Raw genomic sequence first — 19,529 nt, forward strand, 5'->3', positions numbered from 1 at the left:
CTTTACTTAAGGCAGGGTTTTCATGACCTTTTCCGCGGCACTCAGCGTCGCTTCGATATCCGCATCGGACAACGCCGCGCATGTGAAGCTTGCCTCAAATGCCGACGGCGCCAAGTAGATGCCTTCCCGCAGCATGCCCTGGAAGAAATGCTTGAAGCGCTCGGCATCGCAGCGCATTACGTCGTCGAAGCAGGTCACCTGATTCTGATCGGTGAAGAAGAAACCGAACATGGCGCCGGCGCTTTGGACCACCAGCGGAACATCGGCTGCATCGGCCGCACGCTTGAAGCCATCGCGCAGGAGGTTGGTTTTCTCAGTGAGCCGATCATGGAACCCCGGCTCGGAAATCGCCTCCAGCGTTGTGAGCCCCGCGCGCATCGCCAGCGGGTTGCCGGAAAGGGTGCCCGCTTGGTAGACCGGTCCCAACGGGGAAATGTGAGACATGATCTCGCGTTTGCCGCCGAACGCCCCGACCGGAAGACCGCCGCCAATGACCTTGCCCAGTGCCGTCAGGTCCGGCGTTACGCCATAGCGCTCCTGGGCGCCGCCGCGAGACACGCGGAAGCCGGTCATGACCTCGTCGAAAATCAGTACGCTGCCGTGCTGGTCACAGATATTGCGCAAACCCTCCAGGAAGCCTGGGACGGGTGGGATGCAGTTCATGTTGCCCGCCACCGGTTCGACGATTATCGCGGCAATTTCATCGCCCATGTCTGCGAAAACCTCGCGCACGCTCTCGATGTCGTTGAAGTTCACGGTCAGGGTGTGCTCGGCTAGGCTTGCGGGAATGCCTGGCGAATTCGGCACGCCCAAAGTGAGCGCGCCGGAGCCCGCTTTGACGAGCAGCGAATCCACGTGCCCGTGGTAGCAGCCCTCGAATTTGACGATTTTGTCGCGACCGGTATAGCCGCGAGCCAGCCGAATAGTGCTCATGGTCGCTTCGGTACCGGAGTTGACCATGCGCACCAAATCGATGGATGGAATCATCTCGCAGATTTTCTTGGCCATCGCCGTTTCGATGGCGGTCGGCGCGCCGTAGCCGACACCGACATCGATTTGGGCGTGCAGGGCGTCGATGACGCGTTGGTCGCGGTGGCCGAGAATCATGGGACCCCAGGAACCGATGTAGTCAATGTAGTGGTTGTCGTCCTCATCGTAGAGATAGGCGCCTTTGGCGGTCTTGATGAAGATGGGGGTGCCGCCCACGCCCTTGAATGCCCGGACCGGGGAGTTGACGCCGCCGGGAATGTAACGCTGGGCGTTTTCGAACAGGGTTTCGGATTGTGTCATTAAGAGGGCTCCCGTTAGGTTGGTTGCACGTCAGGCAACACGTGGAATATCAGGTGGTATGTTGAGCATCAAACTGGAAAAAGCGCAGCGAAGGCTCGGGCCCGAGCTTCGATATCGTCCGTGCCGAATAGGCCCCCGATGACGGCGAGCAAATCGGTGCCTTGGGCGACTAGCAGAGGGGCGTTCTCGAGTGTAATGCCGCCGATAGCACTAACCGGCCGCCCCAGTTGTCGCGCTTGCTGGAGAAGGTCTGGTGTCGCTGCCGGCGCGCCCGGTTTGGTCATCGAAGGAAAAAAACGTCCGAAAGCGACATAGTCTGCGCCAGCATGGATGGCCGTCCGCGCCAATTCCAGACTGGCATGACAGGTCTGGCCAAGAATGGCGTCGGGTCCGAGTAATTCGCGCGCAGCCCGCAATTCGCCGTCTTCCTGCCCCAGATGAGCACCCGCGGCGCCAACGCGCTTGGCCAGACCGGCATCGTCGTTGATCAGCAGCGGCACACCGGCATTATTGCAGACGGCGAGTAAATTTCGCGCACGGCGCAGCCGATCCGTACCACTGGCTTGCTTGTCCCGGTACTGAACCATTACGGCACCGCCGCGCAAAGCGGCTTCCACCGACGCCACCAAACGATCTTCCGGCAGTAAGTCAGGATCGGTGATGGCGTAGAGTCCGCGGGGAAGGGTGCTGGTCGTCGTCATGCTGTAGCCGCCGCTCCGCCGCGATCGGGAACGGGTTGACCCTGGCCTACGTTCAGAGCATGTTCGATGGCTCTGGATACATAGTCCTGGGCCTGTTCGATGGCCATGTCTAGCGCCAATCCCTGAGCGCGTCCGGCCGCTATGGCGGCCGCCAGAGTGCATCCGGAGCCATGGTACTCGCCGCCGCGCCGCATGAGCTGCCACTCGCTATCCGGGCTGCCGGGCCGATGCAGGCGATTGGTGATCATCGACTCATCGCCGTGGCCGCCGGTGGTCAATACCGCCGGACAACCCTGTGCGATGAGGGTTTCTGCGGCCGAACGCTCGTTCTCGATACCGCCGAGCTGTACCAGCTCGACCCCGTTTGGGGTAATCACATCGGCCAGAGGAAACAAACGCTCTTTCATGGCGTTTACCAGAGCTTCGTCGGCCAGGTCGCCGCCGCCGGCCGCCTTGATAACCGGATCGACGACAATGGGAATATCCTGTTTGTCCTCGACGAACTGAACCAGTACGTCGACAATCGCGGCGCTACCCAGTGCGCCGGTCTTTATCGCGTGGATCGGAATGTCTTGTGCGAGGCATTCGAGCTGCTGGCGGACCAACTCCGGGCTGACGGACTCGGCACTATAGACGTTACGGGTGTCTTGGACCGTCAGGCAGCTCAGTACCGGTAATGGATGGCAGCCCAGGGCGGTAATTGCCTGGATGTCGGCCTGGATGCCGGCGCCGCCGGAGGGATCCAGGCCGGACAAAATCAGGACATGCGGACGTTGGTTCATAGCGTGGCCTTGCGTTGGAACGTGTTCAGAAGGGTTTCACGGTTACGAGAATCACCACGGCGATTAGGATTAGCACCGGGAATTCATTGAACCAGCGGTAGAAAACGTGAGAGCGCCCATTGGTGTCATCAGCAAAGACTTTGACCAGATGGCCGCAATAGATGTGGTACGCGACCAGCACAGCGACCAGCAATAGTTTCGCATGAAGCCAGCCTTGGCTGAAATAACCCGCGGGATTATAGCCGATCAGCCATAGGCCGAGAGCCACCGTGATAATCATCGACGGTGTGGCGATGCCACGGTAGAGCTTGCGCTCCATCGTCTTGAAACGGTCGCGTCCGGGCTGGTCCTCGGCGCCGGCGTGATAGACAAACAGTCGAGGCAGGTAGAACAGGCCAGCGAACCAGCAGACCATGGCAATGATGTGGAATGCTTTTACCCAGAGCATGCTGTTTCGTTCCTTTTGATACGGGATTTATGCCTTTCGTCACCGGCTTTCCTCTTTTTGATACCGCCGGTCTTATTCTTTTCGAGACTGTTTAGCCGTTATTCTTTTCGATACTGATAATAGCTTTCGATTTCGCTCTTGAGCACCACACCTATAATACGTTGGATCATCGGCGCGGCATGGCGTTGGACATAGAGGGCTTCGGCCCGGCTGTTCTCGAACTGGGCCATGGCTTCCTCCAATGTGGCCTGGTAGGCAATGGGCGCCAAGTCCCGTCGGTTGGCAGGAATCTCCATCAGGTCGACCTGCGGTGTTTCGTCCGGTTTCTCGGGATCCGGCGTCAGCTTTTTCGCATGATCCTCCAGGAAACGGGCGAGATCCACCGCGGGCAATAATGCTGTGGGGCCTTTCTGGCCGTCGACGATCAGCCAGCGGGGTTCGCTCTTCAGTAGCTCGCGGGCTTTTTCTGCTGTGAGGTGACGAGGGGTGCGGTGAATGCTGCGTTCCATGATGGCGCCTACGGATACCCGCCGTAAGGCCTGGATGATGGGCGAGTTCTGGTAGCTCAGGCCTTGGCTTTTCAGTACCGAGAGGAAGATGGAGCGCTGGCCGAAAATCTCGCTCGCCACCAGGCTTGAGACCGTAATTGCGAGCATGCCGGGCAGAATGATATTGGGATTGCGGGTCAGCTCCAGCAGGGCCATCAGCGCGGCCAGCGGTGCCTGCAATACCGAGCCCATCATGGCGCCCATGCCGAGCATCGCGTAGAAACCGGCACTGGAGACGTAGTTCGGCGCGGCGGCAGCGCCGATCAGGCCCATGGCGCCGCCGATGGTGGCGCCGATAAAAATCGTCGGGCCGATCAGCCCGCTGGGCATTCCCAGGCCTATGGTCACTGCCGTAATCACAAGTTTTGTCAGCGCGATCGCCAGCAACAGCAGAATCGGCAACTCACCGTGAATGGCTTCGCTGACGGTGTCGTAGCCGATACCCATAATCTCGGGTAGCAACAGTGCTGCCGGCACCATCAGTAGACCGGCGACTAGCATGCGCAAGAGGATCGGCCGCTGGTTGAAGCGTGTGGACAACACCAGCAAGCGCACAAAGGCAGCGGATGAAATGCCGATCACCAACGCAATGGCCAAGATCCAGGGAATTTCCAGCAGGGAGTTCATGGTCAGGGCGGGCACGCTGAAGGCTGGGGCCGAACCGTAAACGGCCTGCGTCACCACCGCCGAACTGACGGAAGCCAGGATGACGGGGGTAAAACCGGCAATCGTGTACTCCATCATCACCACTTCCATGGCGAAGATCACCCCGGCAATCGGCGTGTTGAACGAGGCGGATATGGCCGCTGCACAGCCACAGGCGACCAGGGTGCGAATGCTGTTGTTGGGCAATTTCATCCACTGACCCAGCAGGCTGGAGAAGGCGGCTCCCAAATGAACGGCGGGGCCTTCGCGTCCCGAGGACTGACCGGTAACCACGGTGCCCACGCCTAGCACGAACTGGATCACCGCACTGCGCAGCGAGATGTAGCCTTGGTGGTAGTTGAGCCGTTCCATGACATAGGTCACCCCGACCTTGCGGTCGGACATGGCGAGCCGATGCATCAGGAGTCCGAGGGCAAGCGCGCCGCCGAGGGGCAGCAGGCCGCGGGTCAGCAAATCCAAGCTCTCGAAAGCTTCGTCGTGCCTTCCTGGCAGGAATGTGGCGAGCGGCCATTCAATGGCCAGTCGGAACAGCAGTATGACCAAACCGGTGACGATCCCGGCGAATAGGCCCAGGAGCGACAATTGAGGTAGAGCATCCACGCCCGACAAGCGCCGCCGGAACATCGGGATCAGCTCGTCGTAGATGTGTCGCTTAATTTTGCCCATAGGCCAAGATGCCTGTTTTTGATATCGAGTTTTGGTCAGCAAACAAAGCTGGAAACGAAAGTCATAAACGAAAGCTGAGAAACGAATAGTGACAAGAACTTGGTGTATTGTAACCAGCCTTCTATAGGGTGCCAAAAGCCGGGCGTTTATCATGTTAGACTTGCGGCTGATTTGAGGCCCCACGGGCCCGTGAATATGAGGAGGACAACACGTTGATCAAAGTGGGCATTGTCGGTGGCACCGGATATACCGGCGTAGAATTGTTGCGGATCCTGGCAACGCATCCGCAGGCCGAGGTGACAATGATCACCTCTCGATCCGAGGCGGGCCAGCCGGTAGCCGATATGTATCCCAACCTGCGTGGCCATTTCGATCTCACGTTCTCCGAGCCCGATGAGACGCAGCTTGCCGCGTGCGACCTGGTGTTTTTCGCGACCCCTCACGGCGTGGCGATGCGCACCGCACCCAAGCTGATTGCCGCAGGGACTCGCGTGGTAGACCTGTCGGCTGACTTCCGTATCCGCGACCTTGATGTCTGGGCAAACTGGTACGGTATGCCGCATGAGTCGGTGGAGTGGGCGGAGAAGGCTGTGTATGGTCTGCCTGAAGTTTTCCGCGAGCAGATCCGGGACGCCAAACTTGTGGCCAACCCCGGCTGCTACCCCACCGCAGTCCAATTGGGCTTCCTGCCTCTGCTGGAAAAGGGGCTGGTTGACCCGGCGCGCTTGATTGCTGACGCAAAGTCGGGTGCCAGCGGTGCCGGACGCCAAGGCAAAATCGGCATGCTGCATGGTGAAGTCGGTGAGAGCTTCAAGGCCTACGGCGCATCCGGACACCGGCACCTGCCCGAAATTCGTCAGGGGTTAGAGATTGCCGCTGGCGGGCGTGTGGGCGTTACATTCGTGCCGCACCTGCTACCGATGGTCCGTGGTATCGAAGCGACACTGTATGCTGAGGTGCGTGATCCGGCGTCCTTCGAAACACTGCAGTCTCTTTACGAGGAGCGCTTTGCCGATGAGCCGTTCGTCGACGTGATGCCCTACGGCGCCCACCCGGAAACCCGTAGCGTGCGTGGCGCAAACCACTGCCGGATGGCGTTACACCGCCAGGAAGACAGTCCTGTGGTCATCATCTCGTCGGTGATCGACAACTTGGTGAAGGGCGCGGCAGGCCAAGCGGTCCAGAACATGAATATCATGTTTGGCCTCGATGAAACCTCGGGGCTTGATGCGCCGGCACTGTTGCCCTGACGGAGGACGATTTTGGCATCAGGCAAAGAGCGTCAGGGCGAATTCGTCGTTGTGCGGCATCGGCCGGGGCGACGTATCCGCCGATTCATGATCCTGCTTACCTTCAGCGTCGGAGCGGCTATCCTGGGGTATATGATCGGCATGGCCCAGGGTGGGTTTCGGTTCACCGACATGGCAAAGACCCGGACCGTTCTGTCGTCCGAACTGAACAAGCTGCGTGAACAACAGACCGGACTGCAGCAGAAGCTGATCAATCTGGAGCGCGGCAAGCGTATCGACCAGCAGGCTTTAAAGCAGGCGCGGCGGACGATCTCCGAGCTTGAGTCGAAAATGGTGGCCTTAAGTTCGGACCTGACGTTTTACAAGAATATTATGGCGCCATCTGAAATGGCGACCGGGCTCCAGATTCAGCGGTTTGATCTGGAACAACGGCGCGCAGACCGTTCCTATGGGTTCAAGCTGGTGCTAACGCAGGTCGGCGACAATCGCAGTTATATCGCCGGGCTCGTTGCAGTCAATGTGATCGGTCAGAAGCAGGGCGAGCGTCAGGTGATTGCCCTTAGGGACTTATCACAAGATATCGAAGATCTCGGCGTGCGCTTCCGCTATCGCTATTTTCAGGATGTCGAAGGCGTCCTGACCTTGCCTGAAGGTTTCGAGCCGCTGGAAATCCAGGTGGTAGCCAAGGCAGAGGACAAGAAAGCTTCCCGTAGTGAACGAACATTTGATTGGCAATCGGTATTGGAGAACTAAAGGCATGCTGGGCAACAAAAAGCAGAAGTCGCGTAAACCGGCCACAGGTCATTTCGATACCCTGATTTCCGGCAAAACGTCGATTTCGGGTGATGTCGAGTTTTCCGGTGGTCTGCATGTAGACGGCCGTATCCGCGGTAAAGTGATTGCCGAGGAGGGCACCGGCGCCATCTTGCGAATTTCCGAAGTGGGTGCCGTGGAGGGCGATATTGTCGCACCGCATGTGATTATCAATGGTACGGTTCATGGTGATGTTTATGCGTCCGAGCACCTTGAGCTTGCGCCCAAAGCCTCCATTAACGGTAACGTGTATTACAACTTGATCCAGATGGCGATGGGGGCCTCGGTTAACGGTAGCTTAGTCCACCAGAAAGAGCCGGTAGGGCTGCTCAACCAATCCGGTAGCGCGACCAGCGTCCGGTCATCCGCAAAGGCGGGCAAAGGTGAAGTGGTTAAAGATGATCCGGACACCGAACCGGCGCCGTCCGAGTCACGGGATGAATAATTGACTGTTTTGGTCGGGAATTGGATAATCGACCGATAGCCGCTTTTGCTTATGCACGATCCAGGAGGCGACCTTGAGTGCAGTTCAGGAACAGATAGCCATACCGCTATTCTTCAGCGACAACGCTGTGGCGAAGGTTCGGGAGCTGGTCGAGGAAGAGGAAAACCCCGATCTTAAGCTTCGAGTCTTCGTGACGGGTGGCGGTTGCTCCGGCTTCCAGTACGGGTTTTCTTTCGATGAGGCCCAGGAAGAGGACGATACCGCGATCGAAAAAGAGGGGATCACCCTGCTGGTGGATCCCATGAGTTACCAGTATTTGATCGGCGCTACCATTGATTACCAAGAAGGGCTGCAAGGTTCCCAGTTTATGGTGCAGAACCCCAATGCGACGACGACCTGCGGGTGCGGTTCATCCTTCTCGATCTAAACGCTCGTTTTTCACTCTAATGAAGTGAGAGCCATCAATAGCCATGCTAAACGGCCCGGGCGCGAAAGCCTCGGGCCGTTTTTTTGTGGCTGATACTCTATCTATTCAAGCCTGATAGATGGCGCCGAGAATACGGTCGCCGCTGGCGCCCGTCACAGCGGGAAGGTTGCCAGGCGCTTTATCAAGCGTGCGCATGGCGAGCCAGGCGAAGGCGACGCCTTCCACCCATTGAGGATCCAGCCCTAGCGCCTGAGTCGTTTCGATAGGAGTAGAAGGAAGGGCATTCTGCAAGCGTTGCATCAAAAAACTGTTTCGGGTGCCGCCACCGCAAACGAATAATTTCAGGTGTTCTTCGTGTGGGAGTTGCATGGCTATCGAGCGCGCAGTCAACTCGACTAAGGTGCATTGGATGTCAGCGGCAGACACGTCTGGATGTCGTGCGATGACGGTTTCTACCCAAGCAATATTGAAGCGCTCTTTACCGGTACTCTTTGGTGCTTCACGCTCGAAATAGGCGTCGCTCAGCATGTCTTTGAGCAGCGCTTCGTTGATTTCACCGGTTTTTGCCCAATGGCCATTCTCATCAAGAGGGCGTCCGGTTTGATTCTGACACCAAGCATCCAATAGCGCGTTGCCGGGCCCCGTATCGAAGCCTAGGGCCTGTCGCTCGTTATCGGCAGGAAGCCAAGTGATGTTGGCAATACCGCCAATATTAACAATGCAACGGCTTTCCGTGCCGCCGAAATAGGCTTGGTGAAAAGCGGGCACTAGAGGCGCGCCCTGGCCTCCGGCGGCCAGATCCCTGCGCCGGAAGTCGGCAACTGTGGTCACGCCAGTGTGCTCGACGATAATGTTTGGGTCGCCGATCTGCAAAGTAAAAGGGGACTGACCCAATGGCTGGTGACGCAACGTCTGACCGTGACTGCCAATGGCCGCAACCTGCTCTGCCGACATGCCTGCTTCCTCCATGACGCCACGCGCTGCCTGGCTGAACAGCAGGCCCAGTTCATGGTCGAGTTCGCCAATTTCATCCGGTGTCGCGTGGTTCAGGCAGGCTCGGGTCAAGCGTTGGCGCAGGGTGTCGGAATAAGGGAGGGTATACGTGGCGTGAATGAGCAGTGCGTCTGAGCGGAAGGAAACCAGCACAGCATCGATACCGTCCATGCTGGTTCCTGACATGAGCCCAAGATAAGGGGCATTCATCGGCTACTCGCTCTTGGCCTTGGGGCCGAGCGCGATCTGCCGCTCCCCGCTAGCTTCGTTCAGCTCTGCCAGCAGAGGCTGGATGCTGGCCTTGAAGGTGGCCATCTCTGCTTTGGGTACGGGCGTTGCGTCCGGTAGTTTGACCGTGCGGGAGTTGCGCGGTGAGCCGTTAACCCGAAATTCATAATGCAAGTGCGGCCCGGTCACCATACCTGAAGAACCCACATAACCGACAGTCTGGCCCTGCTTGATCCTGGCTCCGTTGCGAACGCCTTTAGCGATTGCGCGCATGTGCGCATAAAGGGTGGAGATGTTATCGCCGTGCTGAATCACGACCGTCCGGCCGTAGCCTCCTTTCCAGCCGGAGAAACGGATGCGCCCATTGCCGGCTGCCTTGATTGGAGTGCCTGGAGGTGCTGCGTAGTCAGTGCCCTCGTGGGGGCGAACAACGTCCAGAACCGGATGGCGGCGCTGCAGGTTGAACGCCGACGAGACCCTTGCGTTAATCGGCGTGCGCAGGAATGCCTTGCGGAGGCTGTGTCCTTCCGGCGTATAGTAATCCGCATTGCCTTGCTTGTCGGTGTACAGCAGCGCCGTGATATCCTCGCCGCGGTTGGTGAACTTGGCGGCTAGGATGCGCCCGGTGTCGATTTTTTCACCGTCCAGGTACAGCTCCTCGTAAAGGACCTCAAACCGGTCGCCTTTACGGATGTCGTAAACGAAGTCGATGTCCCAACCGAAAATGCCGGCCAGTTCCATTGTCAGTCTGTCGCTAAGCCCGGCTTCTTTGCCTGCCAGATAGAGAGAGCCGTCGATTTTGCCGTGGCTAAACACCGGCTTTGCCTCGGGTTCCTGGATAACGACCTCACCGCTAAAGCCATCGTCCTGACGCTTGATGACCAGCGACTCAAGACGGTTGCGCTCAAGCTCGATTTGCTCGAGTTCGCCTTCGGCGTTGGCGGCAAATGCGATGGTTTCGCCGGCATACAAGCGCTCGAGTTTCTTCGCGTCGCCGTCGCCGTGGATGACAGACAACATGAGGCCGGAACTATAACCCGCCTTTTTGAAAAGTGACGAGAGGCTATCGCCGCTCTTAATCTTGAAGGACTGCCAGTCAAGCTGGGGCGCCTGCGGCACATCGGCAATTCGGGGTTCCTCTAGCGATGTTTCGGCTGGAACCGAGATTTGCTCGACGGACTTGGCGATGGCGGCAGCCTCTTCGGCAGCGCTTTCTTTAACCGCGATTGTCTCAACGCTATGGTCTGCAGCCGCGTTGGCGGTTTCAGTCGTCTCGCTTTGGGGCGTCAGCTCTTGGGTTTGTCCATTTTCCAGATCAAGTGAAACCGACACCCGGCCCGCTTCCACTGGGGTGCTGGGGCTAAGAATTAGCCCCAATCCAATAACAGCGCTTAGTGCTCCCGCGGCGACCAGATGCTTTTTCGGAAATTTATTAAGCACGTTGTTACCTGTTTTTTTTCCGACACTTCTGCAAGTTGTGTCAAATAATTAAAGATAGTCCGAAGTATAGTGCAAGCAAAATAGCATAAAAAGCGTGTGCGTTTACGTCAGACGGTCGTTATCGTATTGCTCCCAGCCATTTCCTGTCGTCCTTGATATAATCGTTGGCCTCAAGGTTTGAGGCTGAAGCCTATTGTTCTCTGGCGAAAAAATAAACAGTACGAACTGTATCAGGTCTGCGGGTAACGCACTGAATCGTTGTGTAGAACTTTGTTAAAGCTGATATTTGTATATAAAGGAAGGATTGATGACTGCAATCGACGATGCCCTCGCGCAGATCAAACGTGGCGTTGACGAACTTCTACCCGAAGACGAACTGATCGAGAAGTTGAAAACCGGACGTCGCTTGCGAATTAAGGCAGGCTTTGATCCCACCGCGCCTGACCTTCATCTTGGGCATACCGTCCTTATTAACAAGTTGCGCCAGTTCCAGGATCTCGGACATGAGGTCATTTTCCTGATCGGGGACTTTACGGGCATGATCGGCGACCCGACAGGTAAGAGTGCCACCCGGCCGCCGCTGACCCCCGAGCAGGTCTCGCAGAACGCGCTTACCTATAAAGAGCAGGTCTTCAAGATTCTCGATCCTCATAAGACAACGGTGGCCTTCAATTCCGACTGGATGGGGCAAATGTCCGCAGCCGACATGATTCGCCTGGCTGGGCAGAGCACGGTCGCGCGGATGCTTGAGCGCGACGATTTCTCTAAGCGCTACGACGCGAATCAGCCGATTGCGATTCATGAGTTTCTTTATCCGTTAGTGCAAGGCTACGACTCGGTGGCGCTTGAGGCCGATGTGGAATTGGGGGGTACCGACCAGCGCTTCAATCTGGGGATGGGACGAACGATCCAAAGTCGGTACGGTCAGGAACCTCAAGTCATTCTGACCATGCCGATCCTGGAAGGCCTGGATGGCGTGCAGAAAATGTCCAAGTCGCTCAATAATTACGTCGGCGTAAACGATTCGCCGGGCGAAATGTTCACTAAGCTGCTCTCCATTCCTGATGCTTTAATGTGGCGTTACTTTGAGTTGCTGAGCTTTAGGCCGCTGTCAGAGGTCGATGAGTTCCGTCGGTCCGTCGAACAAGGCGCTAACCCGCAGGACTACAAGCGTCTGTTGGCCGAGGAAATTATCACTCGTTTCCATAGTGAGGCGGCGGCCAGTTCAGCGTATAAATCAGCGGGCAACCAGGTCGCATTGGGTGAGATTCCGGAGAATGTGCCGGAGGTTCAGGTTTCCCTGGAGGGGCGTGACGAAGTGCATATCGTTTCGCTGTTGCGGGAAGCGGGGCTCGCCCAGAACGGTAAGGCAGCGAAGGATGTGTTCGGGCGTGGAGCGGTTTATGTCAACGGCGAGCAGTTGAAAGGCGAGCGTATGTTCTTCTCTGGCGATGATGTCGTTATCCAGGCGGGTAAGAAGAAGATTGCCCGCGTTCTGATTACGGAATGATCGATATGGCCGCCTCTGAAGTTTTTTTGAGAAACGCGTTGACAGGGCTGCGGCAGTCTGTAGAATGCGCATCTCCTTCGGGGCAACAGCCACTTCGGCAGCTCCAGAAAGGTTGTTAACAAGCTGATTTTAAAAGATTTAAAGTTTTAAAATTAGCGGTTGACAGGTTGAGGGATCGCTGTAGAATACGCGGCCTCAACAGGGCGAAAGGCCCGGCTCTTTAAAAAGTTGACCAAGTAATTCGTGTGGGCGCTGGCTGAGGTATTTCGGTACGAAATATCGAGACAGTGACTCGTCGAAATTGAGTTTTGTCTTGAGCAAGATTAGAGATCTTCGGATCTTGTATGATTTAAACTGAAGAGTTTGATCATGGCTCAGATTGAACGCTGGCGGCAGGCTTAACACATGCAAGTCGAGCGGTAACAGGGGGTGCTTGCACCCCGCTGACGAGCGGCGGACGGGTGAGTAATGCATAGGAAACTGCCCAGTAGTGGGGGATAGCCCGGGGAAACCCGGATTAATACCGCATACGTCCTTCGGGAGAAAGCAGGGGCTCTTCGGACCTTGCGCTATTGGATGTGCCTATGTCGGATTAGCTAGTTGGTGGGGTAAAGGCCTACCAAGGCGACGATCCGTAGCTGGTCTGAGAGGATGATCAGCCACATCGGGACTGAGACACGGCCCGAACTCCTACGGGAGGCAGCAGTGGGGAATATTGGACAATGGGGGCAACCCTGATCCAGCCATGCCGCGTGTGTGAAGAAGGCTTTCGGGTTGTAAAGCACTTTCAGTGGGGAGGAAGGCCTTAAGGTTAATACCCTTAAGGATTGACGTCACCCACAGAAGAAGCACCGGCTAACTCCGTGCCAGCAGCCGCGGTAATACGGAGGGTGCAAGCGTTAATCGGAATTACTGGGCGTAAAGCGCGCGTAGGTGGTTCGATAAGCGAGATGTGAAAGCCCCGGGCTCAACCTGGGAACGGCATTTCGAACTGTCGGGCTAGAGTGTGGTAGAGGGTAGTGGAATTTCCTGTGTAGCGGTGAAATGCGTAGATATAGGAAGGAACACCAGTGGCGAAGGCGGCTACCTGGACCAACACTGACACTGAGGTGCGAAAGCGTGGGGAGCAAACAGGATTAGATACCCTGGTAGTCCACGCCGTAAACGATGTCAACTAGCCGTTGGGGATCTTGAATCCTTAGTGGCGCAGCTAACGCACTAAGTTGACCGCCTGGGGAGTACGGCCGCAAGGTTAAAACTCAAATGAATTGACGGGGGCCCGCACAAGCGGTGGAGCATGTGGTTTAATTCGACGCAACGCGAAGAACCTTACCTGGCCTTGACATCCTGCGAACGCTCTAGAGATAGAGCGGTGCCTTCGGGAGCGCAGTGACAGGTGCTGCATGGCCGTCGTCAGCTCGTGTCGTGAGATGTTGGGTTAAGTCCCGTAACGAGCGCAACCCCTATCCCTAGTTGCCAGCACATTATGGTGGGAACTCTAGGGAGACTGCCGGTGACAAACCGGAGGAAGGTGGGGATGACGTCAGGTCATCATGGCCCTTACGGCCAGGGCTACACACGTGCTACAATGGCGCGTACAGAGGGCTGCAACCCCGCGAGGGTGAGCTAATCTCATAAAACGCGTCGTAGTCCGGATCGCAGTCTGCAACTCGACTGCGTGAAGTCGGAATCGCTAGTAATCGCGAATCAGAATGTCGCGGTGAATACGTTCCCGGGCCTTGTACACACCGCCCGTCACACCATGGGAGTGGATTGCACCAGAAGTGGTTAGTCTAACCGTAAGGAGGACGATCACCACGGTGTGGTTCATGACTGGGGTGAAGTCGTAACAAGGTAGCCGTAGGGGAACCTGCGGCTGGATCACCTCCTTAAACGAAACCGAACACTTCGGTCAGAGCCCACACGAATTACTTGGTCAGCCTAAAGAGAGCATCGGGTCTAAGCGGGCCCATACCATTGGGTCTGTAGCTCAGGTGGTTAGAGCGCACCCCTGATAAGGGTGAGGTCGGTGGTTCAAGTCCACCCAGACCCACCAAAATTGCGTAGCTCAGCGTTGTTTCCGGACTGGCATAGCAGGCTATGCGGCGCCCGAAAACGCCTTGATCTACACAATTTGGGTATCCAGAGTAAAACGCCTTTGGATTCTGGGTAGCTTTACTGGGGCCATAGCTCAGCTGGGAGAGCGCCTGCCTTGCACGCAGGAGGTCGGCAGTTCGATCCTGCCTGGCTCCACCAATAACCTGAGAATGAAACGGCTGAACAGCTTAGTCGGTAGTGTGCAGAAACAAGCGTTTCAGATTGATGACAATCCGAAGCCCTTCTTTCTGATCACTGGGTCAGAATGCTCTTTAACAATGCGGACAAGATTGCAAGCCGGATGGCTTTATCTCTTTATCTCCGAGATGAACCATCCATGATAGCGATTTCAAGCGTTATCCGGTGTTAAATCGTTGGATTGCTTAATCTTGGATCAACCGTTGGCAGGACAAAAGGCTGTCGACAGGTTTAATCAAGCGTGAAGTTTACGCCGATTAAACAGTTGGTTTGGGGTTATATAGTCAAGCAATTAAGCGCATACGGTGGATGCCTTGGCAGTCAGAGGCGATGAAAGACGTGGAAGCCTGCGATAAGGCTCGGGGAGCTGGCAAACAAGCTGTGATCCGGGCATTTCTGAATGGGGAAACCCACCTGGTTTCGGCCAGGTACTGTGCACTGAATCCATAGGTGTACAGGGCGAACCGGGGGAACTGAAACATCTAAGTACCCCGAGGAAAAGAAATCAACCGAGATTCCCTCAGTAGCGGCGAGCGAACGGGGACTAGCCCTTAAGCTGGGTGACGGGTAGACGAAGGTTCTGGAAAGGACCGCCATAGTGGGTGATAGCCCCGTAGTCGAAACCCCATCCTAGTGAAATCGAGTAGGTCGGCGCACGTGAAACGTTGACTGAACATGGGGGGACCATCCTCCAAGGCTAAATACTCCTGACTGACCGATAGTGAACCAGTACCGTGAGGGAAAGGCGAAAAGAACCCCTGTGAGGGGAGTGAAATAGATCCTGAAACCGTATGCGTACAAGCAGTCGGAGCCGACTTGTTCGGTGACGGCGTACCTTTTGTATAATGGGTCAGCGACTTATGTTCAGTGGCGAGGTTAACCATCTAGGGGAGCCGTAGGGAAACCGAGTCTGAATAGGGCGACTTAGTCGCTGGACATAGACCCGAAACCGGGCGATCTATCCATGAGCAGGTTGAAGGTGCGGTAACACGCACTGGAGGACCGAACCCACTGTCGTTGAAAAGCCAGGGGATGACTTGTGGATCGGAGTGAAAGGCTAATCAAGCCCGGAGATAGCTGGTTCTCCCCGAAAGCTATTTAGGTAGCGCCTCGGACGAATACCACTGGGGGTAGAGCACTGTTTCGGCTAGGGGGTCATCCCGACTTACCAAACCGATGCAAACTCCGAATACCAGTGAGTACTATCCGGGAGACACACGGCGGGTGCTAACGTCCGTCGTGAAAAGGGAAACAACCCAGACCGCCAGCTAAGGTCCCCAAATACCAGTTAAGTGGGAAACGATGTGGGAAGGCGAAGACAGCTAGGAGGTTGGCTTAGAAGCAGCCACCCTTTAATGAAAGCGTAATAGCTCACTAGTCGAGTCGGCCTGCGCGGAAGATGTAACGGGGCTCAAACTGGTTACCGAAGCTGCGGCTGCATACATTGTATGCGGGGTAGGGGAGCGTTCTGTAAGCCTGTGAAGGTGGGTCGAGAGGCCTGCTGGAGGTATCAGAAGTGCGAATGCTGACATGAGTAACGATAATGCGGGTGAAAAACCCGCACGCCGGAAGACCAAGGGTTCCTGCGCAACGCTAATCGGCGCAGGGTGAGTCGGCCCCTAAGGCGAGACCGAAAGGTGTAGTCGATGGGAAACGGGTTAATATTCCCGTACCTCGCGTGACTGCGATGGAGAGACGGAGAAGGCTAGGTGAGCCGGGCGACGGTTGTCCCGGTTTAAATGTGTAGGCAGAGGACTTAGGCAAATCCGGGTCCTTAATGCTGAGACATGACGACGACTGCCCATTGGGCGGGAAGTCACTGATGCCCAGCTTCCAGGAAAATCTTCTAAGCTTCAGGTCACGAGAGCCCGTACCCCAAACCGACACAGGTGGTCAGGTAGAGAATACCAAGGCGCTTGAGAGAACTCGGGTAAAGGAACTAGGCAAAATGGTGCCGTAACTTCGGGAGAAGGCACGCCGGTGTGTAGGTGAAGCCCCTTGCGGGTGAAGCTGAAGCCGGTCGAAGATACCAGGCCCCTGCGACTGTTTATTAAAAACACAGCACTGTGCAAACACGAAAGTGGACGTATACGGTGTGACGCCTGCCCGGTGCCGGAAGGTTAATTGATGGGGTTAGTCTTCGGACGAAGCTCTTGATCGAAGCCCCGGTAAACGGCGGCCGTAACTATAACGGTCCTAAGGTAGCGAAATTCCTTGTCGGGTAAGTTCCGACCTGCACGAATGGCGTAACGATGGGGGCGCTGTCTCTACCCGAGACTCAGTGAAATTGAAATCGCCGTGAAGATGCGGTGTATCCGCGGCTAGACGGAAAGACCCCGTGAACCTTTACTATAGCTTCACAGTGAACTTTGAGCATGCTTGTGTAGGATAGCTGGGAGGCTTTGAAGCGGTGACGCCAGTCATCGTGGAGCCAACCTTGAAATACCAGCCTGGCCTGTTTGAGGTTCTAACTTGGTCCCCTGATCGGGGATGAGGACACTGTGTGGTGGGTAGTTTGACTGGGGCGGTCTCCTCCCAAAGTGTAACGGAGGAGCACAAAGGTGGGCTAAGTACGGTCGGACATCGTACGGTTAGTGTAATGGCACAAGCCCGCTTAACTGCGAGACGGACAGGTCGAGCAGGTGCGAAAGCAGGTCATAGTGATCCGGTGGTTCTGTATGGAAGGGCCATCGCTCAACGGATAAAAGGTACTCCGGGGATAACAGGCTGATACCGCCCAAGAGTTCACATCGACGGCGGTGTTTGGCACCTCGATGTCGGCTCATCACATCCTGGGGCTGAAGCCGGTCCCAAGGGTATGGCTGTTCGCCATTTAAAGTGGTACGCGAGCTGGGTTTAGAACGTCGTGAGACAGTTCGGTCCCTATCTGCCGTGGACGTTGGAGATTTGAGGAAAGCTGCTCCTAGTACGAGAGGACCGGAGTGGACGAACCTCTGGTGTTCGGGTTGTCACGCCAGTGGCATTGCCCGGTAGCTATGTTCGGACAGGATAACCGCTGAAGGCATCTAAGCGGGAAGCCCCTTCCAAGATGAGATCTCCCTGGCCCCTCGAGGGCCCTGAAGAGCCGTTCAAGACCAGGACGTTGATAGGTCGGGTGTGTAAGCGCTGCGAGGCGTTGAGCTAACCGATACTAATTGCTCGTGCGGCTTGACTATATAACACCCAAGCCAACTGCGGATAACGCAGGAAATCGCTTCAGCTTTGAGCTTCGGCTCACGCAATCTTGTCCCGCCCAGTGGTCAACCTGTTTGCCTGACGACTATAGCGGTCCGGAACCACCTGATCCCATCCCGAACTCAGCCGTGAAACGGACCAGCGCCGATGGTAGTGTGGCATCTGCCCATGCGAGAGTAGGTCATCGTCAGGCTCCTAAACCAAAACCCCAGCACGGTCACGTGTTGGGGTTTTTTATTGGCCGCAAGAAAGAAATGACCTACGGCGTGCGCACAGCGGTGCCGCCAGGCCGGCCGGGCAGCGCTCGACCAGCGAAGTGTAGGATCGGCCCCTCCGCTATACCCTCCCTCTCGAAAGCAAAACCCCGACATCCGCCGGGGTCTCAAGTCTTCCCATCAATCGGCCTCCCCTAGCAAGAGCGATCCAAGATTTCCCACCGCCCCATCCCAACAAAATTCCGAATCTGTGCCGCCGCGCACAGTGACAATTTGTAATCAGGCCTAAACTTTGGTCAATAAGTAGTCATAAAAATAAGAAACCGGCATTCAGAGACACTCATGCGAACCAAACAACTATAAGGCGGTTGGTACCAGCAAATCGCCAATGGGTGAGATGTCACTATGTTAAGGGATTTCGCTGCGGTGACCGTTGTCGCGATGATGGGGGCTGTTGCTCATGCTGAGTTGAAGCCTATTTCGGATGAGGCGATGTCAGAGGTTACGGGGCAGGCCTTTATCTCGGTGGATCGGCAATACCACCCTGATGCGGACAACGACACCTCCTATACGCGGGTGAATCTTGGAATGGATATCGAGATTCAGTCCAACGTTGATACGTTCGAGTTGGGGCGCTATGAACGTGACGGTGAGAAGGTGGGCTCTTCGGACGTGCTCATCGATAATTTCTCGTTGGGCTACATTTACGACTCGAGTTACTTCCAGCGCAACCCTGAAGCGGCGCGCCAGATGAAGGCGAATGGCTCCCCCTACCAGAACGGGGAGATAGTTCCCTTTAAGATCTCCAATCCGTACCTTGAATTTGCCTATGACGAAGCGACTGAAGAGGTCGTCGGCTTTCGTTTCGGCTTCGGTGAAGCGGAAGGGGTGTTGTCCGGAGTAATCCAGCAGCTGACTGGCAACATCAATGTAGACATCCTGGATCGGGGAGCCGGGCTCGCCAACGCCAATTCCCAGGGTAACCTGTTCGACCAATTGGTGCGCTTCCTGACGCCAGTGCTGGCTGGTGGTAGTCCTCTTAAGACTAAGGCGAAGCTGGTTCAGGGGGACCCGGACCGGTCCGATTATGGCGCGCTTGATCCGGTTCGGGCCGAGCATATCGGTATCCCCAATGGAGAAACCTTTGTGCTGGAAGATGTGAATTTCCTGGTGGCGGGGCTGATCGATATCATTTCGCCAACGTTGAGCTCGGAGCTTTACACCGAAAACTGTTCGCTGCTGGGTGGCTGTGATGTTGTCGTTGTCGCCCAACAATGCGAGGTTCTCGGCATTCAAGCCTGCTTCGATCTAGGAATCTATAACAGTATGCCTATAGGCCAAATCGAGGAAGTGAACGGTCAGCGTCAGATCACCGGACCATCGGATGGTGCGTTCATTTCCATACAGACTAAGGATCTGGAATACCTCGCCGATGTGGCAAAGAGCAATCCGACGCCAGAGGATTTCATCAAGGCCACTGCGGGCGCGTTCTTCAATATTCCGAACGGCGCAGTCACCGTCAATCTTGACGAGGCGCTAACAGGCATCGAAGGCCAGCGTCGTGAATATATCGATCGGGGAGTCGGCCTGTTTTGAGCCGCGCCCCTGAAGGAGCGA

General features: G+C 56.3%; 13 protein-coding genes, 2 tRNA genes and 3 rRNA genes. 11 read left to right on the plus strand and 7 right to left on the minus strand.

The features are described from left to right. Positions 1 to 6: 6 nt before the first annotated feature. The 5 genes from hemL to FXO11_RS03320 all read right to left on the minus strand — a co-directional run bounded on the left by hemL (position 7) and on the right by FXO11_RS03320 (position 5,101). Positions 7 to 1,290: a glutamate-1-semialdehyde 2,1-aminomutase gene (gene hemL, locus FXO11_RS03300; RefSeq protein WP_148861567.1), complete on the minus strand. Its 1,284-nt coding sequence runs from the start codon at positions 1,288 to 1,290 to the stop codon at positions 7 to 9. Positions 1,291 to 1,358: 68 nt separating this feature from the next. After that, complete coding sequence (gene thiE, locus FXO11_RS03305; RefSeq protein ID WP_148861568.1) at positions 1,359 to 1,991, minus strand: thiamine phosphate synthase; 633 nt, start codon at positions 1,989 to 1,991, stop codon at positions 1,359 to 1,361. After that, the gene (gene thiD / locus FXO11_RS03310; protein WP_148861569.1) at positions 1,988 to 2,773 is read right to left on the minus strand and encodes a bifunctional hydroxymethylpyrimidine kinase/phosphomethylpyrimidine kinase; all 786 of its coding nucleotides are present in this window, start codon (positions 2,771 to 2,773) and stop codon (positions 1,988 to 1,990) included. Before thiD ends, thiE begins: the two co-directional genes overlap by 4 nt. Positions 2,774 to 2,798: 25 nt before the next feature. Further along, a complete protein-coding gene (hemJ, locus tag FXO11_RS03315) occupies positions 2,799 to 3,221 on the minus strand; it encodes a protoporphyrinogen oxidase HemJ (RefSeq protein WP_148861570.1) in 423 nt (140 codons plus the stop codon). A gap of 98 nt (positions 3,222 to 3,319) precedes the next feature. After that, on the minus strand, positions 3,320 to 5,101 hold the full coding sequence (locus FXO11_RS03320) for a chloride channel protein (RefSeq protein WP_148861571.1): 1,782 nt from the start codon (positions 5,099 to 5,101) through the stop codon (positions 3,320 to 3,322). Positions 5,102 to 5,313: 212 nt separating this feature from the next. Between FXO11_RS03320 and argC the strand changes: the two genes are divergently transcribed. The 4 genes from argC to erpA all read left to right on the plus strand — a co-directional run bounded on the left by argC (position 5,314) and on the right by erpA (position 8,036). Further along, positions 5,314 to 6,351, plus strand: coding sequence for an N-acetyl-gamma-glutamyl-phosphate reductase (gene argC, locus FXO11_RS03325; protein ID WP_148861572.1), 1,038 nt, complete (start codon positions 5,314 to 5,316; stop codon positions 6,349 to 6,351). A gap of 12 nt (positions 6,352 to 6,363) precedes the next feature. Next, positions 6,364 to 7,104 (plus strand): DUF6776 family protein, encoded by a 741-nt coding sequence (locus FXO11_RS03330; RefSeq protein ID WP_148861573.1) that lies wholly within the window; start codon positions 6,364 to 6,366, stop codon positions 7,102 to 7,104. Between the two features lie 4 nt (positions 7,105 to 7,108). Beyond that, positions 7,109 to 7,609, plus strand: a complete 501-nt coding sequence (locus FXO11_RS03335) for a bactofilin family protein (RefSeq protein WP_148861574.1) — start codon at positions 7,109 to 7,111, stop codon at positions 7,607 to 7,609. A gap of 73 nt (positions 7,610 to 7,682) precedes the next feature. After that, on the plus strand, positions 7,683 to 8,036 hold the full coding sequence (gene erpA, locus FXO11_RS03340; protein ID WP_148861575.1) for an iron-sulfur cluster insertion protein ErpA: 354 nt from the start codon (positions 7,683 to 7,685) through the stop codon (positions 8,034 to 8,036). A gap of 105 nt (positions 8,037 to 8,141) precedes the next feature. Here the strand turns inward: erpA and FXO11_RS03345 are convergent, their stop codons facing one another. Both FXO11_RS03345 and FXO11_RS03350 read right to left on the minus strand, forming a co-directional pair. Then, positions 8,142 to 9,200 carry an anhydro-N-acetylmuramic acid kinase gene (locus FXO11_RS03345; protein WP_406565640.1) on the minus strand — a complete coding sequence of 353 codons (1,059 nt, stop codon included), beginning with the start codon at positions 9,198 to 9,200 and terminating at the stop codon, positions 8,142 to 8,144. 42 nt (positions 9,201 to 9,242) lie between these two features. Continuing rightward, positions 9,243 to 10,697 carry an OapA family protein gene (locus FXO11_RS03350; protein ID WP_148861577.1) on the minus strand — a complete coding sequence of 485 codons (1,455 nt, stop codon included), beginning with the start codon at positions 10,695 to 10,697 and terminating at the stop codon, positions 9,243 to 9,245. A 307-nt stretch (positions 10,698 to 11,004) separates the two neighbouring features. Between FXO11_RS03350 and tyrS the strand changes: the two genes are divergently transcribed. From tyrS to FXO11_RS03385, 7 genes are all read left to right on the plus strand, one after another. Further along, complete coding sequence (tyrS, locus tag FXO11_RS03355) at positions 11,005 to 12,207, plus strand: tyrosine--tRNA ligase (RefSeq protein ID WP_148861578.1); 1,203 nt, start codon at positions 11,005 to 11,007, stop codon at positions 12,205 to 12,207. A gap of 351 nt (positions 12,208 to 12,558) precedes the next feature. Further along, positions 12,559 to 14,099, plus strand: a 16S ribosomal RNA gene (locus tag FXO11_RS03360). Between the two features lie 87 nt (positions 14,100 to 14,186). Next, positions 14,187 to 14,263 (plus strand) — tRNA-Ile (locus FXO11_RS03365). 124 nt (positions 14,264 to 14,387) lie between these two features. Beyond that, positions 14,388 to 14,463 (plus strand) — tRNA-Ala (locus tag FXO11_RS03370). 321 nt (positions 14,464 to 14,784) lie between these two features. After that, positions 14,785 to 17,678 (plus strand): 23S ribosomal RNA (locus tag FXO11_RS03375). Positions 17,679 to 17,774: 96 nt separating this feature from the next. After that, positions 17,775 to 17,890: ribosomal RNA gene (gene rrf / locus FXO11_RS03380) — 5S ribosomal RNA — on the plus strand. Together the 16S, 23S and 5S rRNA genes with 2 tRNA genes alongside form the textbook arrangement of a ribosomal RNA operon. A gap of 427 nt (positions 17,891 to 18,317) precedes the next feature. Then, complete coding sequence (locus FXO11_RS03385; protein WP_148861579.1) at positions 18,318 to 19,508, plus strand: DUF6160 family protein; 1,191 nt, start codon at positions 18,318 to 18,320, stop codon at positions 19,506 to 19,508. Positions 19,509 to 19,529 lie beyond the last annotated feature (21 nt).

Origin of the sequence: Marinobacter fonticola (genome assembly GCF_008122265.1) — a bacterium.
Taxonomy (GTDB): Bacteria; Pseudomonadota; Gammaproteobacteria; order Pseudomonadales; family Oleiphilaceae; genus Marinobacter_A; species Marinobacter_A fonticola.